The sequence below is a fragment of the Pseudomonas sp. TH43 genome (assembly GCF_016650635.1).
Classification (GTDB): domain Bacteria; phylum Pseudomonadota; class Gammaproteobacteria; order Pseudomonadales; family Pseudomonadaceae; genus Aquipseudomonas.
On the sequence record NZ_JAEKFI010000001.1, the window covers coordinates 151,593 to 165,536 of the forward strand.

The 13,944-nt window shown below is 58.4% G+C and carries 13 protein-coding genes; 1 reads left to right on the forward strand and 12 read right to left on the reverse strand.

The genetic code is table 11. From position 1 onward, the window contains the following. Positions 1-40 precede the first annotated feature (40 nt). The 3 genes from nhaB to JFT81_RS00585 all read right to left on the reverse strand — a co-directional run bounded on the left by nhaB (position 41) and on the right by JFT81_RS00585 (position 3,598). Positions 41-1,543, reverse strand: a complete 1,503-nt coding sequence (gene nhaB / locus JFT81_RS00575; RefSeq protein WP_201225464.1) for a sodium/proton antiporter NhaB — start codon at positions 1,541-1,543, stop codon at positions 41-43. A 214-nt stretch (positions 1,544-1,757) separates the two neighbouring features. Beyond that, the gene (locus tag JFT81_RS00580) at positions 1,758-3,047 is read right to left on the reverse strand and encodes a hypothetical protein (RefSeq protein ID WP_201225466.1); all 1,290 of its coding nucleotides are present in this window, start codon (positions 3,045-3,047) and stop codon (positions 1,758-1,760) included. 284 nt (positions 3,048-3,331) lie between these two features. Continuing rightward, positions 3,332-3,598: a hypothetical protein gene (locus JFT81_RS00585; RefSeq protein WP_201225468.1), complete on the reverse strand. Its 267-nt coding sequence runs from the start codon at positions 3,596-3,598 to the stop codon at positions 3,332-3,334. A 355-nt stretch (positions 3,599-3,953) separates the two neighbouring features. Between JFT81_RS00585 and JFT81_RS00590 the strand changes: the two genes are divergently transcribed. Further along, the gene (locus tag JFT81_RS00590; protein WP_201225469.1) at positions 3,954-5,279 is read left to right on the forward strand and encodes a sigma-54 dependent transcriptional regulator; all 1,326 of its coding nucleotides are present in this window, start codon (positions 3,954-3,956) and stop codon (positions 5,277-5,279) included. Between the two features lie 58 nt (positions 5,280-5,337). Here JFT81_RS00590 and JFT81_RS00595 read toward each other — a convergent pair whose 3' ends face one another. The 9 genes from JFT81_RS00595 to JFT81_RS00635 all read right to left on the reverse strand — a co-directional run bounded on the left by JFT81_RS00595 (position 5,338) and on the right by JFT81_RS00635 (position 13,686). Next, entirely contained in the window at positions 5,338-6,645 is a 1,308-nt protein-coding gene (locus JFT81_RS00595; protein WP_201225471.1) for a hypothetical protein, read from the reverse strand. A 45-nt stretch (positions 6,646-6,690) separates the two neighbouring features. Next, on the reverse strand, positions 6,691-7,437 hold the full coding sequence (locus JFT81_RS00600; protein WP_201225473.1) for a hypothetical protein: 747 nt from the start codon (positions 7,435-7,437) through the stop codon (positions 6,691-6,693). Positions 7,438-7,481: 44 nt separating this feature from the next. Beyond that, entirely contained in the window at positions 7,482-8,162 is a 681-nt protein-coding gene (locus tag JFT81_RS00605; protein WP_201225475.1) for a C39 family peptidase, read from the reverse strand. 63 nt (positions 8,163-8,225) lie between these two features. Then, positions 8,226-9,233: a heme utilization protein gene (locus tag JFT81_RS00610; RefSeq protein WP_201225477.1), complete on the reverse strand. Its 1,008-nt coding sequence runs from the start codon at positions 9,231-9,233 to the stop codon at positions 8,226-8,228. A gap of 68 nt (positions 9,234-9,301) precedes the next feature. Then, the gene (locus JFT81_RS00615) at positions 9,302-9,874 is read right to left on the reverse strand and encodes an adhesin (protein WP_201225479.1); all 573 of its coding nucleotides are present in this window, start codon (positions 9,872-9,874) and stop codon (positions 9,302-9,304) included. Position 9,875: 1 nt separating this feature from the next. Beyond that, positions 9,876-10,325, reverse strand: coding sequence for a hypothetical protein (locus JFT81_RS00620; RefSeq protein ID WP_201225481.1), 450 nt, complete (start codon positions 10,323-10,325; stop codon positions 9,876-9,878). 355 nt (positions 10,326-10,680) lie between these two features. Next, on the reverse strand, positions 10,681-11,205 hold the full coding sequence (locus tag JFT81_RS00625) for an AAA family ATPase (RefSeq protein WP_201226641.1): 525 nt from the start codon (positions 11,203-11,205) through the stop codon (positions 10,681-10,683). Next, entirely contained in the window at positions 11,202-11,765 is a 564-nt protein-coding gene (gene pnuC, locus JFT81_RS00630; RefSeq protein ID WP_201225483.1) for a nicotinamide riboside transporter PnuC, read from the reverse strand. The genes JFT81_RS00625 and pnuC overlap by 4 nt, the downstream gene beginning before the upstream one ends. Positions 11,766-12,051: 286 nt before the next feature. Beyond that, entirely contained in the window at positions 12,052-13,686 is a 1,635-nt protein-coding gene (locus tag JFT81_RS00635) for a methyl-accepting chemotaxis protein (RefSeq protein ID WP_201225484.1), read from the reverse strand. Positions 13,687-13,944 lie beyond the last annotated feature (258 nt).

Genomic DNA, 13,944 nt, shown 5'->3' on the forward strand with positions numbered 1-13,944 from the left:
ACAATCAAAAGATCGCAGCCGGCGTTTTTCAAGTTTGTTGTCAGAGCCAGTAGCTGACGGCATACCAGCCCAGCAGGCCCATCACGACGGTGTAGGGCAACGCCATCCACACCATTCGCCCGTACGACAAGCGTACCAGCGGCGCAATCGCCGAGGTCAGCAGGAACAGAAACGCGGCCTGACCATTCGGCGTGGCCACACTCGGCAGGTTGGTGCCAGTGTTGATCGCAATCGCCAGCGTCTCGAAATGTTCACGGCTCATGTGTCCGGCCAGGAACGCCTGTTTCACTTCCGTGATGTAAATCGTCGCGACAAATACGTTGTCACTGATCGCCGACAGCACGCCGTTGGCGATAAACAGCATGCCCGGTTGTTGCTCGACGGGCAGCGCCAACACCCACTCGATCAGCGGTGCAAACAGCTGTTGATCGTGAATCACCGCTACCACCGCAAAGAACACCACCAGCAGCGCAGTAAACGGCATCGCGTCCTTGAATGCGCTGCCCAAGCGATGCTCGTCGGTAATCCCGCTGAACGCCGTGATCAGTACAATCACCATCAAGCCGATCAGGCCGACTTCCGCTACGTGAAACGCCAGGCAGCCAATCAGGATCAGCGCCGCCGTACCTTGCACCAGCAACGCAGCGCGTTGGCGTGAGGTGCGTTCAGCATCGTCTTCGGCCGCGTAATTGGCTAGCACGGCGCGGACGTTGTCCGGCAGCAGCGTGCCGTAACCGAACCAACGCAGTTTCTCCAGCAGCACACACGTCACCAGGCCTGCCGCCAATACCGGCAACGAAACCGGGGCGACTTTCAGGAAGAACTCAGCGAAGTGCCAGCCCATTTCGTGACCGATCAACAGATTCTGCGGCTCGCCCACCAGCGTGCAGACACCGCCCAGCGCGGTGCCGACTGCGCCGTGCATCAGCAGGCTGCGCAGGAACGCGCGAAATTGCTCAAGGTCATCGTGGTGCAGCTTTGGCAGGTGCTGATCGTCGCCGAACTCGCTGTCCTGGCGCGGATCGTTGCCCGAGGCCACCCGGTGATACACCGAATAGAAACCGACGGCGGCACTGATGATTACCGCGGTCACGGTCAAGGCATCAAGAAATGCCGAGAGGAAGGCCGAGAGGAAACAGAACATCAACGCCAGCGCCGCTTTCGAGCGCACACCCAACAGCAGGCGCGAGAACAGATACAGCAGCAGATCCTTCATGAAGTAGATGCCGGCGACCATGAACATCAGCAGCAGGATCACCGGGAAGTTGTGCACCAGTTCATCGTAAAGCGCTTGTGGCGTGGTCATTTTCAGCAGCAGCGCTTCGATCAGCAGCAGCCCGCCGGGCATCAATGGATAACACTTGAGTGCCATCGCCAGGGTGAAAATGAATTCGATCACCAGCAGCCAGCCGGCAGCGACCGGGCCGACCGTCCATAACACCAGCGCATTGAGGATCAGGAAACCGACGATGGTCGCCTTGTACCAGCGTGGCGAGTGCCCGAGAAAGTTTTGCGCGAACGCCTGGGCCATTGAACCGGACATCGGTTGCTCCTTGTCTTGAGAAGCGCGCAAGTTGCCGGATGTGTCACGCAAGTTCAAGTGCTTAATGGCTCAACTCAATAGCCTGTCGCCCTGTAGGAGTTGCCGCAGGCTGCGATCTTTTGATGTTGATCTTGGTTTTAAAAACAAAGTCAAAAATCGCAGCTTCGTTTCACCCATCAGTTCTTACAGATTTTTGCCTGCAACTGACAAAGATCTAGTGATTGAGGTAGCGCGCGACCATCGCCCGATAATTGCCATCGAGGGAATAACCACCAACGAGGATCGCGCCATCCTTTTGCATGGCCAGTGAATTGGCTGTGTCCAGACTTCGCCCCAATCGCGTGCGTAACCAGCCTTTGCCATGGCCAAAACTCGAGTCAAGGCCGCCATCGCTCAGATAGCGGGCAACGATGAAGTCCGCCTCGATCCCGCCAATGGTTGCCCCGACGGCAATAATGCGCCCGTCGCTCATGCGTTGCGCTGCGCTCCATTGGCAGCCACTGGGGCCGATTTCCAGCAGTTGTGGCAATCCGTCATGTTGGTGAAGGTCGGGGCGGCCATTGCGATGAAGGCTGAGCGCCAGGCAGCGAATGGGGTCGCGGCTGCTGCCAAAACAGTGCAGGTGGTGCGCCGACTCGATGACCTGACTGACTTGCGCACTGCGTCCGCCAGCGGTGAATGCCATAAAACCGTCGACGGCAAAACGCTCGTCGAGACTGCCGTTGGGCAGGTAGCGGGCGAGCAGGCCTTCTTGCGGGAAATCGATCGAGCCGCCCACTACAATCCTGCCGTCGTCCTGCAACAGCAGGCTGCTCAACCAGGTATTGAGTAACAGGTGGCGGACCATCACGAAACCGCGCCCGTTGAACGTCTCGTCCAGCGTGCCGTCAGGCTTGATGCGGATCAGCATGCCGACATGGTCAGCCAGTTCGAATTGATGATTGGCGATCAACAGGACGTGCCCGTCAGGCTGCACGGCGAAATCACAGGCCTCGGCTCCCGGCACGCCCGGTGGCAGCCAGACGTCGCGGGTGCCCATGGATAGGTCCCCCGGCAGGCGGACGATCTGCACGCCGTTATCGCCGAACGTCAAGTCGCGATTGCCCTGAGCATCGAAGCGGGCGAGGGCGGGGAGTGCGCGGCGGGCATTTTCATAATGAAAGCCGGCCAGCAGGATTCGGCCGTCAGCCAACACTTGCACTTTGCTGCCGGCAGCCTCAAAGCCAGGGGCGAATTCGGCAATTACGCTGCCCTGATGAGCAAAGCCAAGATCCGCGGAACCGTCGGCAAGCAGGCGTGCCAAGCCAAAACGACTGCCGGCGGCGGTGCCGATTTTCGCCGCTACCAGCACGCGACCTTGCTGATCGACAGCGACGCCTTGAGTCATGCTTGACTCGCTGCCGGCAAAATACACTTGCGCGACGCCGTGGGCGGCAAAGGTTTTGTCGAGCTGTGCGTCACTGTTTAACGGTGGCGCGAGCGCGAAAGCGTTCGAACTGAACATGCACGCATCTCCTTGCAAGTTAACCATCACCCGGGAACCGAGTGGGTAACTGCATGAGCCGGATATTCAATCCCTGATAACGAAGGAGTTCAACTGTAAGAACTAACAGGTGGAGGGTCGCACTGTGCCACAACAGTGTCTTTTTGAACCAATTGCAAGCCTGCCAAGCAGTTATGCCTGAAGCCGTCGCTTAATGTTGTACAGGCGCACGCGCCGTGGAAAAGAAAGTGCAACTAACAGGGGCGCTGCGGATGACCTGAGTGTCATCCGCAGTACTGTGTAAATCAGTGCGGCATCGACCAGGATTGCAACAGGTAACCCTCTTCGCTCAGTTCAGCGCGGGCCTGTTGCAACAGCACTTCGAGCTGTGCCGGATCAGAATAGGCACTGCTCGGAATTTGTTTGCGTCCGATGTGCGAGTTGGTGCGATCGACAACGGTCAGGCTCAGTTCGCCATTGCCGTCTTGTGGAGCCCAGGCCACGCACTGGAAAGGTTTGAAGGCGTGGTTGGCAATCAAAAGAGCTTCGTTGATACGGAGCGGGCCGGTCATGGGGTCTTCTCTCTGTCGTGCCCAATCAAGTGATGTGCCGTCGGTTGGGCTTACCGTTCGGCTGGTTACTTGTACTGATGCACGCAACCCGCTAGCGGGTCACACCTGACACAAAGAAAATTTCAACTTTCTTTCATCTGGCTGGTTTTTAGACGGCTTTCGAAAGCCTAGTGAAAGCTTTGAAAGCAAAACAAGTCGATAGGACACTAACAACCTGGTTTCTTATAACGTGTTTGCTTGTACGCCTATAAGCAATCGGTACAAGGCGCTGTCAAAATCTTGCTAATGTTACAGTCGGGTCTGCCAAATGACTGTTTTTACAATCATTTCTAATATTTGGCGCCAAGGAACAGTCATGAGCGAAGCGCCTCCGTTAAGACGTTTATTGGTAGTCGATCCCTGCGACGACTGTCACCGCTTATTGCCCGGTTTGCGCGCGGTAGGTTGGGATGTCGACAGTTGTACTCTGGAAAACGCCGCCGACCGTAGTTGTGATGTCGGCTTGTTGCGCTTGCAGCCGTTTCATCTGGAACGCCCCGAAGCGGTCAAAGAGTTGATCAGCCGCAGTGGCACCGAATGGATCGCTGTACTCAACCAGGAAGTTCTGCGTTTGCAGAACGTCGGCGATTTCGTCTGCGAATGGTTTTTCGATTTTCATACCCTGCCGTTCGATGTGTCGCGGGTGCAAGTTACCCTCGGCCGGGCGTTCGGCATGGCGCGCCTGCGCGGGCAGGGGACGATTCACGTCGATCAGCCCGAACATGAATTGCTCGGCGACAGCAGGCCGATTCGCGAACTGCGCAAGTTGCTCAGCAAACTGGCGCCGACCGAATCGCCGGTGTTGATCCGTGGCGAAAGCGGCACCGGTAAAGAACTGGTCGCGCGTACCCTGCATCGGCAATCGCAACGCCACAGCAAACCGTTTGTGGCGATCAATTGCGGGGCGATTCCGGAACATTTGATTCAGTCCGAATTGTTCGGCCACGAAAAAGGCGCGTTTACCGGCGCGCATCAGCGCAAGGTCGGGCGCATCGAGGCGGCCAACGGTGGCACCTTGTTTCTCGATGAGATCGGTGACTTGCCGCTGGAGTTGCAGGCCAATCTGTTGCGTTTCCTTCAGGAAAAACACATTGAGCGGGTCGGCGGCAGTCAACCGATTCCGGTAGATGTACGGGTACTGGCGGCAACGCACGTCGATCTGGAAGCCGCCATCGAGAAAAAACGCTTTCGCGAAGATTTGTATTACCGGCTCAATGTTCTGCAAGTGGTTACCGCGCCACTGCGGGAGCGGCATGGCGATCTGTCGATGCTGGCCAACCACTTTTCGCACTTCTACAGCCACGAAACCGGCCGCCGTCCGCGCAGTTTCAGTGAAGACGCGCTGATTGCCATGGGCAAGCACGACTGGCCGGGCAACGTCCGAGAGCTGGCCAACCGGGTACGCCGTGGGCTGGTGTTGGCCGAAGGCCGGCAGATCGAAGCGCGGGATCTCGGCTTGATCAGCCAGCACTCGATCGCTACGCCCATGGGCACGCTGGAAGACTACAAGACTCGCGCCGAACGCCAGGCGTTGTGCGATGTATTGAACCGGCACAGCGACAACCTGAGCATCGCGGCGAAAGTGCTTGGCGTGTCGCGGCCGACGTTTTACCGCTTACTGCACAAGCATCAGATTCGCTGAACAAAGATCGCAGCCCGTAGGCGCCGAGCAAGCTCGGCGCCTACCGGTTTCTCCTGGTTTAGAAGTAGTACGGGAATTTCAGGCTGAAGGTGAAGTCCGGTGCATCGTCGGTCAAACCAATCGACAGGTTTGGCACGATGGTCAGGTTGTCGGTGGCTGCGATGGTCATGCCGACGTTGAAGTAACCGGCGTTGGCGTCACTGGACACCACCGATTGCCAATCGCCGCCATCCTGTTTCAGCTTGCTCTTGCGCTGCACCAGGTCAGACATCGAGAACGACATACTCATCTTCTCGTTCAGTGCGAAAGCTACACCGGCACCGATCTGGAAGCTGTCGCCGATTTGTACCTTGCCCGGGGTTTTCTGGTTGACGGTCGAGCTGATGTCGTCAAACGACTCCTCCAGGTTGTGGGTGTAGGACAAACTGCCGAACAGCACCGCCGGGTCGAAGGTCTTGACCAGCGAGAGGCCAGGGGTGACCGACCACACGCCGTTGCCGGTTGGCAGGGTGTCAGGCACGAACAGGTTGGAGTTGGCATCGCTCTGGCGCAGCTTGATGCCGAACGGATCCTTGCCGGTCGGTGCCTTGACCCGCAAGGTGACCACGGCGTCCGGGGTGTTGGCCGACTCGTCGAGGAACTTGTAGGCGATGCCGAAGTTCACGTCACCGAGGGTTGGGTCACGGGTTACATCCTGTTCGGTTGTGACATTGGACGCGCCGCCGTTGCCGCCGCCGGACTGATAAGTCGAGTCGCGATAGATGACCGGTACGTTCAGGTCGAACTGCCAGCGGTTGTCGAAGTTGTAACGGCCTGTCAGGTCGAGCGTCCAGGTATCCGCCTTGATCCGGTCAAGGTTGATGTTGCCGAGGAAGATCGAGTCCAGCGCGAGAAAGCCGTTGAGGATCAGCTGTCGGGTGTCGTAGCGCGAATAGGTGATGCCGGTTTCAAGACTGAATTTGCCCCCGCCGAAGAAACCGCTGGCCTCGTCGTACAGGTTGGATACGCTCTGCGCCGGTTGCGAATCATCTGCCAGCGACTGACCGTAAGAAGCGCCACTGCCCCCGGCTGCGCCCCCCGACGCTGCTGCTGCACCGGTGCCGGTGGCCACTTTAGGATTGCCTTTCAAGTCGGACGGCGACTTGGCCAGACGCTTCGGTTGCGGCGCCGCCGGCTGGTCTTCCACTTGGCGGACTCGTTGTTCGAGTACCGCCAGTGCTTTTTGTTGTGCTTCGTATCGTTGCTTTAGCTCCACGAGTTCCTGTTTCAGAGCTTCTACGTCGGCGTCCGGTGCCGCTTGCAACATGGCTGCAGGTAGAAGAGTGCTCAAACATACAGCGGCACGCAGTGATACTGATCGATACATGAATAAGCCGTCCCTTTAAGCCCAATGATCGAGACTCAGCGTAGTTCAATATCCGATATTGCGTAGTGCCCTGAGTTGAGTCAGGTTGCAGTCCAGTGCGCCGGCGCTCATGCCGTTATTGTTGAGTACCACGTTGAGTTGAGTCATGTTATTGACCACGTTGGCACTGCCGAGCAAACGGGTGTTCTGCAGCAAGCCACCCTGGGCGACTTGTTGCAGGGCTGTGCCCTGATTCCCCGAGGCCTGAATGGCCATTTGCACGCCACCGCCAGTGGCCGAAACCGCCACGCTGCCAGCGGCGTTACTGCCACCGATGGTTTGTCCGGCGATCAACGCCTGCCCTTGGGCGGGCACCAGCGCCGGGGCCTGATTGGCCTCCGAGACATTGATCGCGACGTTGTTGTAGGCGCTGTTGCTGTCGCCAGCGGCGCGCACGCTTTGGGTTACGCCCTGACTGCTATTGAGCCCGGCGCCCCCGGTGACTGTGCCGGTACCGGTCGCGAGGGCGTTGCCGTTACCGTGTTCCTTGATCGTTTGAACGTAGAATTCCGGTTTTACCGTGGCAGCCTGAAGTTGCATCGAGGTCGCTGCGCCGATCAGATCGCCACTGGCGTTGCGCCAGGTACTGCTCATGACAATGCCGAAGCTGATGATTCGCCCCGGCATGACATATCGACCGCGTAGCTCGGACAGTTCGTTGTCCTGTATTTCTATGGGTTTGAATCCTGCATTGGCATAGCCTGACGCGCTCGCTGCCAGGCAGGCGGCGGCCAGCCAGTATGAGGTTTTCATCTGCTGCTCCCGGGACATCCAGTCCCACTCTTTATAATCGGCGATTAAAAGAAGTCGCTCTGTATGAACCCGAAGTCCATCAATTCAGCATCTCTGACAGGGTTGAAGTTATCCAGCTTGTTCTTGGCCGTCAGCGGTGTCGGCGGGCTGCGTAATGCATTGGTTTTGTCATAACCGGGGCCGACGATGGCGAAGACAATGCCGTTCCAACCTTTGACAAAGTCATCATGGGCGTAGCGTTTGTGGCCGAGTACCGGGTCTCCGATGTAGACCCAATCCTTGTCCGAGCGCTGCAGCACCACGAAATGCTTGTAGCCGCGAATTTCCATCAGTACCACCACCGGGATTGTTACAGCGTCGAGTTTTTCCGGCGGAATCTTGTAGCCCCTGGCGCGCATGCCGATGCTTTCTATATAGCGCTTCATGTCGAGCATGGAAAAACCTTGAGTACGAACAAGGTCCTGGTCTGCGTTGACCAGCATGCCTTTGATGATGTGCTCCTCATCGACGTCGAGCCAATAGCCTTGGCGTAACACCGTGGCCAGTGCGGCAGCGCCGCAGCTGAAATCGGTTTTCTGTTCGACGATGTCGGCAAACTTGCGCTCACGGATGCTTTGCACGTGCTTGTAGATGAGCGTGCCGCCGGGAAGGGCAGCCACGGGCATCTGGGCAGCCTGGGTCAGGCCGGACAGACAAAGCAGAGCGATAAGGGCAGTCTTACGCATGATCGATACGCCTTTGCGGACTGAGGAAAAGCCCCGTTTCCGGGGCTTTCGTTTCGATCGCGATTACATGCAGGCTTTGCAACCTGCAGCGATGGACAGCGAGTTGCTTTGTTGGTTGCCTACACCGGCGGCGTTGTTGTAGCCAGCGTTGCCGGAGAAGTTGTTGCCGACATTGGAGATGTTGGCGTTGTTGGTGACAGGGTTTTTCCAGCCGTCTGGAGTCATCACTTGTTGAGTGGTCACGCCAGCCAGGCCGAATACACCCACGGCAACGAAGTCAGACTTGGTGTCTTTACCGCCGCCACTTGGGCCATGGCCTTTGTCGTTGCTGCCATAACCGCCACCGCTGTGACCATGATCGTCATCTTTGGTGGTTGCAGTACCAGCAGCGCCGAACACGCCGACGGCGGCAACGGTGCCAGTGAGGGTGTCTTTTTTGTAGGTTTGAGTGCCGTTGTTAGACACCGACAGACCACTGGAGCTTTGGTTGGCAGCTGCGGCAGCCTGAGCGACACGGCCACCCGACACAGCGATTGCCAGGTTGTTTTTCTGTTGGTTGAAGTTGCCGGCACTGTTGTTCACGCCGATGTTGCCGGAACCGCCGTTGCCGACGTTGTTGAGGCTCGCGTTGGCAGTGCTGGAGTAGTTGCCCACAGCGTTGTTGGCGTTGACCTGAGTAGCGCTGGAAGCAGACACCGCAGAGCCGAAGATGAAGCTTTCGTCAGCAGTGGCCAATGCCGCAGCGTTGTCTTGTTGGTTGCCGTCGCCTGCGGTGTTGTTCATGCCGACGTTGCCGTTGGTGCCGTTGGCCGAACCGTTGATGTTGGCGTTGTTTTGGGTGCCCTGGTTAAGCACGGCGTTGCCGCCGCTGCTTTGCACGTCGAGTACTGCGGCACCGGCGCCTGCGCCGATTTGCAGCAGCTCTTCAAGGGTTGGGCCTTGAGGTTGAGGAGGATTATGGCCGCCGTGGCCGCCATTGTTACCATGATCGTTGCCGCCTGCCTGCGCTGCCATCGCCATTACTGCTGCAAGAGCGAAAACCAGAGGTTTCAGAGCCATTTGAGTTTTCATGGTGTTTCTCCGTGCTTATTAGTTGGTTAAGTGTTGGTACTTTCTAATTGCACTGCTTTTTATTTGGGTCAGTCTGCGACCCGGATGCTCAGGGTGTTGGCCATACGGTTCCCCACCCCGGCACTCTGGTTCACCTGGATTACCCCTCGGCTGCCGGTGAAGGCCTGATCACTTGTAGTGACCTGGCGACTGCCGGGTGAGGTACCAGTTGCTCCTGAGCTCGGTAACAACGCCACGTTCTGTTGCGAAAGGGCGCTATCGTCAACGCTTTGCGGGCCAGCACTGATGCTGACGCGCGTCACGTTGGCCATCTGGTTGTTGGCCCCTGCACCCTGGTTCACGCCCAGGATCCCGTTGCCATTACTGAAAGAGTTGCCGCCAATGGTGGCGCTGGCGTTCGTTGCCGGATTGCCGGGCGTGTCGATGTGCTGCCGCACGACAGTGGTCGCGCTGGCCGAGGTGCCGATGGCGACCGCCTTGGTGTTGGTCTGTTGCATCTGGTCACCGGCGGCCTGGTTGATGTTGTAGTTGCCGCGGTACTGGATGCCGGTGTTCTGAATGTTGGCGTTGTCCACTGAGCTGGGGTCGGCCATGGCGCTGGTGCAGCCGAGCAGGGCGAGCAGGAGCAGCGTGCGCTTCATCTTATTGGCCTCCAGCCATGCGGGTCAGCGGGGCGAGGCCAGTGCTGAGCGAGCGATTGATGGTGTTGGAGATCGCGCCGCCACCGCCGCCGCCATGACCGGCACTCATGCCGGGCAGGCCGTTGGGATTGGTCAGGACACTGGTGCCTGGGAGGGCGCCGGTTGCTGTCGACATGCCGCCACGAATGGACGAGCCGCTGGCTACGCTGGCAAAGTCGCCGTCATTGAGTTCGGTGCTGGTCATCGCTTGATCGATGCGCCCGGACGGGTTGGCATTGACGGTGGTCGGGTAGGGGTCTTTGCCACCACTGCGACCGATAGGAATAGGCTGAACGTCGCGGTTGAGAACAATCACGCCATTGCCTTCAGCCTGAACATTGAAACTGAGCAATGTGCTGGCTGCTGATCCGATCAGCAGAAGGCAGGTCAAGCCTTTATTGAAGTTCCCCACGGCGGCAATTCCTTCTTCAGTGGGCTGGCTCATGTCAGCGTTGGGAAGGAGAGAGCGAAAGCTGTGCCGCTTTTTAAAATGGTTTAAGGTTCAATGAGTTATACGAATGGAACGCGTGCCTGATACACAAGCTGTTTCAAGACTGAAACACGCCGGGTGTCGCCAACCTGTCTATCGGCTGAACAATGCTCTGGAACGAGGGTTTGCGGGGGTGTGTTTCAGCGGTGTAACAAGTCGGGTGACAAACTGATGAAGGCTGCTGAAACGGGCACTTTGCGATCAGGCGAGTGTTTCAGGAATGGACACTTTGCCCCGCAACAGGGGCAAGAGTGGGTCGGGATCTGCTCGAGCCGGGTCACTTGCTGAGCAGGTGCGCCACCGCTGCGAACGCCTGTGCATGGCGCTCGGCCCAATTGCCCTGAATGATTTGCAGCGGTTGCTGGTGATCCTCCAGCCAAGCGCGGGTGGCATTAAAGAATGCCAGACGTTGCTCCAGATCCGGTTGGCAGCGCTGCCCGTCGTCGGTCCAGTCGATCTGCTCCGGCGACAACAAAAGGTGCAGGTCGTAGTGGCGCGCCAGCAGTTCGGGTTCCAGCCAGTCCGGGCAGTCGCCGAACAACGTCTGGCTCCAGAGCATATTGCTCAGCAGGTGGGTGTCGAGAATCAGCAGCGCCGGCTGTTGTGCACGTGCCTGATCTTCCCATTGCAGCTGACCACGGGCGATTTCGGGGATGTCCGCCAGGCAGGTATCGCGCGGGTTCTGCTCGATGAACCAGCGCACGTACTCGTCTACTCGCACACCGCCGAACTGTTTCTGCAAACCCGCCGCCAGCCAGCTCTTGCCGGTGGATTCAGGCCCGGTGAGCACCACCACTTTCATGTGCGCAGCGCCGGGTCGGCGCGCCATTCGCGCCAGCCTTGCACGGCGATGAGGGTGAACAAGGCGTACAAGGCTGCCGTCAGGTAGAGGTCCTTATAGATGAACAGACCGACAAAGATCACATCGAGTACAAACCACAACGCCCAGCATTGCAGGCGCTTCTGCGCCATCCACAACTGCGCAACCAGGCTGAAAGCCGTCAGCGCCGCGTCCAGCCACGGCTGCGCGGCATCGGTCCAGTGTGCCATGGCGGCGCCCAAGAGCACGCTGCCCACAGCGCCGACGCTGAGGCCGAGCAGGATCGATCGCTGATCCAGACGCGTGACTTCACGGCCGTCGTGCATCGTCCCGGCGCGCGTCCATTGCCACCAACCATAGACTTGCAGCGCGGCGTAAATCACTTGCAGCAACATGTCCGAATACAGTTTCACTTCAAAGAAGATCCAGCTGTAGAGCAGCACCATGACCAGCCCGATCGGCCAGCACCATGGATTCTGTTTGACCGTCAGCCAGACGGCGATCACACCGAGAGCGGCGGCAAACAGTTCTAGCCCGGACATGTGGGTTCCTTGGGGGGAGTTGAGGAGGGAGCGGATTGTACCCAGAAAACCTGCAGGAGTGAGCCTGCTCGCGATAGCTTCGGCACAGTCAGCAATGATGTTGAATGTTCCGCCCTCATCGCTGGCAGGCCAGCTCCCACAGAGATTTGTGTAATGCCCAAGATGGGTGGGCATAGCACAAATCCTTGTGGGAGCTGGCTTGCCAGCGATGGCGGTATGTCAGCACGGTAGATATTGGCTGACACGACGCCATCTCCAGCAGGCTCACTCCTATAGTAGGGCGGTGCTAGACGCGGAACTGGCGCAGGAGGCCGTTGAGTTGTTCACTCAACTGGCCGAGTCGCACGCTAGCGGCACTCGACTGCTCGGCTGCGATGGCCGTGCTGTGTGACAGACCGGCGGCCTGGGTCACGTTCTGATTGATGTCCTCGACCACATGTGCCTGCTGCAACGTGGCGCTGGCAATCGATGCGTTCAGACCATTGAGGTTGCGCAGCGCCTGGCCGATGGCGTTTAGGCTGGCACCGGCCAACCCGGCCTGTTCGATGGTCAGTTGCGACGCCTTGCTGCTGTCGCCGATAACTTTCACGGCTGCTTCGGAGTGATTTTGCAGGCGCTCGATCATCGACTGGATCTCGGCCGTCGATTTCTGCGTACGTTGCGCCAGCAGGCGCACTTCATCGGCGACCACGGCGAAACCGCGCCCCTGCTCACCGGCCCGCGCCGCTTCGATGGCCGCGTTAAGGGCGAGCAGGTTGGTCTGTTCGGCAATCGAACGAATGACCTCCAGGACGCTGCCGATCTGCGTGCTCTCGGCGGCGAGGGTGCGGATCACCTCGACAGCTTGATCAATGGTGCCCGAGAGTTTGTCGATCTGTTGCAGACTGCCGTCGATGTTGATCTGACCCTGTTGTGCCTGTGCTTCGGCGTCGCGCATTTCGGCGGCCGCGTGCTCGGCGTTCTTCGCGACATCCTGAACGCCGTAAGTCACTTCGTTGATCGCTGTGGCAACCAGCTCCATCTGTTGCGATTGCTGCTGGCTGCGTTGTTGCGCTTGCGAAGCATCGTTGCCCAGCTCGCTGGAGGATTGACCGAGCGCGCTGGCAGACACCTGCAATTCACCGATCACCCGGCGCAACTTGGCAGTGAAACCGTTGAAGTGATGAGCCAATTCGGTGACTTCATCCTTGCCGTGGGTATCGAGGCTGCGGGTCAGGTCGCTCTCGCCGCTGGCGATGTTGGCCATGGCGTTCACGGTTTCCTGCAACGGGCGCACGATGCTGCGTGCGATCAGGATTACCAGCAGCGCCATGATCACCGCGATCGCCAAACCGATGACCGAAGCATTGATCACCTGACCTTTGAATTCGGCCTGCACATCATCGACGTAGACACCGGAGCCGAGCACCCAACCCCAAGGTTCGAACAACTTCACATACGAGGTCTTGGCCACCGGCTCACTGGCGCCGGGTTTCGGCCAACGGTAATCGACCATACCGGCGCCTTTGGCTTTGGCGATGGCGACCATCTCGTTGAACACCGCAAAGCCATCCGGGTCACGGATCGCCGAGAGATTCTGGCCTTCGAGCTTTGGATTGGTCGGGTGCATGACCATCACGGGCGTGAGGTCGTTGATCCAGAAGTAATCGCTCTGGTCATAGCGCAGGCCGCGAATCGCTGTCAGCGCTTGTTTTTGTGCCGCTTCTTTGCTCAGCGTACCGGCGGTTTCGAGGTCGTGGTAGTAGGTCAGCAAACCGCTGGCGGTCTGCACCACATGCTGGGTTTTCTGGGCTTTGGCGCGATACAGGTCATCGTGGATCTGCTTGAGCATCAACACGCCCAAGGTCAACAACATGACCATTGCCACAATCAAAATGAGCCACAAGCGTCGGCTGATCGACACACTGCGCAAGCTGTTCATAACGCTGTCACTCCGGATTCTTTTTCTTGTAATAAACGACCGCCAGCATCCAACCACGATTTTGTGAGCGGGCATACGCGACCCAAGTCGTATAACGCGGCAGCGCTGTCAAGGCTTGTCTGTTAGGATTTCGGCCCCGCGCATGAAAACCTGAATCGAAGTTGATATTTCACGGAATTTTGACTGTTTCGTGTAGATCCTGTGTGCGCGGAATCGGTACAGCCATACACAGCTACGCTGATCGCAGTGAACGTTAGA

Coding starts and splice junctions, on each gene's coding strand:
- nhaB (WP_201225464.1), bottom strand. CDS start 1,543: ATGTCCGGTTCAATGGCCCAGGCGTTCGCGCAAAACTTTCTCGGGCAC.
- JFT81_RS00580 (WP_201225466.1), bottom strand. CDS start 3,047: ATGTTCAGTTCGAACGCTTTCGCGCTCGCGCCACCGTTAAACAGTGAC.
- JFT81_RS00585 (WP_201225468.1), bottom strand. CDS start 3,598: ATGACCGGCCCGCTCCGTATCAACGAAGCTCTTTTGATTGCCAACCAC.
- JFT81_RS00590 (WP_201225469.1), top strand. CDS start 3,954: ATGAGCGAAGCGCCTCCGTTAAGACGTTTATTGGTAGTCGATCCCTGC.
- JFT81_RS00595 (WP_201225471.1), bottom strand. CDS start 6,645: ATGTATCGATCAGTATCACTGCGTGCCGCTGTATGTTTGAGCACTCTT.
- JFT81_RS00600 (WP_201225473.1), bottom strand. CDS start 7,437: ATGAAAACCTCATACTGGCTGGCCGCCGCCTGCCTGGCAGCGAGCGCG.
- JFT81_RS00605 (WP_201225475.1), bottom strand. CDS start 8,162: ATGCGTAAGACTGCCCTTATCGCTCTGCTTTGTCTGTCCGGCCTGACC.
- JFT81_RS00610 (WP_201225477.1), bottom strand. CDS start 9,233: ATGAAAACTCAAATGGCTCTGAAACCTCTGGTTTTCGCTCTTGCAGCA.
- JFT81_RS00615 (WP_201225479.1), bottom strand. CDS start 9,874: ATGAAGCGCACGCTGCTCCTGCTCGCCCTGCTCGGCTGCACCAGCGCC.
- JFT81_RS00625 (WP_201226641.1), bottom strand. CDS start 11,205: ATGAAAGTGGTGGTGCTCACCGGGCCTGAATCCACCGGCAAGAGCTGG.
- pnuC (WP_201225483.1), bottom strand. CDS start 11,765: ATGTCCGGGCTAGAACTGTTTGCCGCCGCTCTCGGTGTGATCGCCGTC.
- JFT81_RS00635 (WP_201225484.1), bottom strand. CDS start 13,686: ATGAACAGCTTGCGCAGTGTGTCGATCAGCCGACGCTTGTGGCTCATT.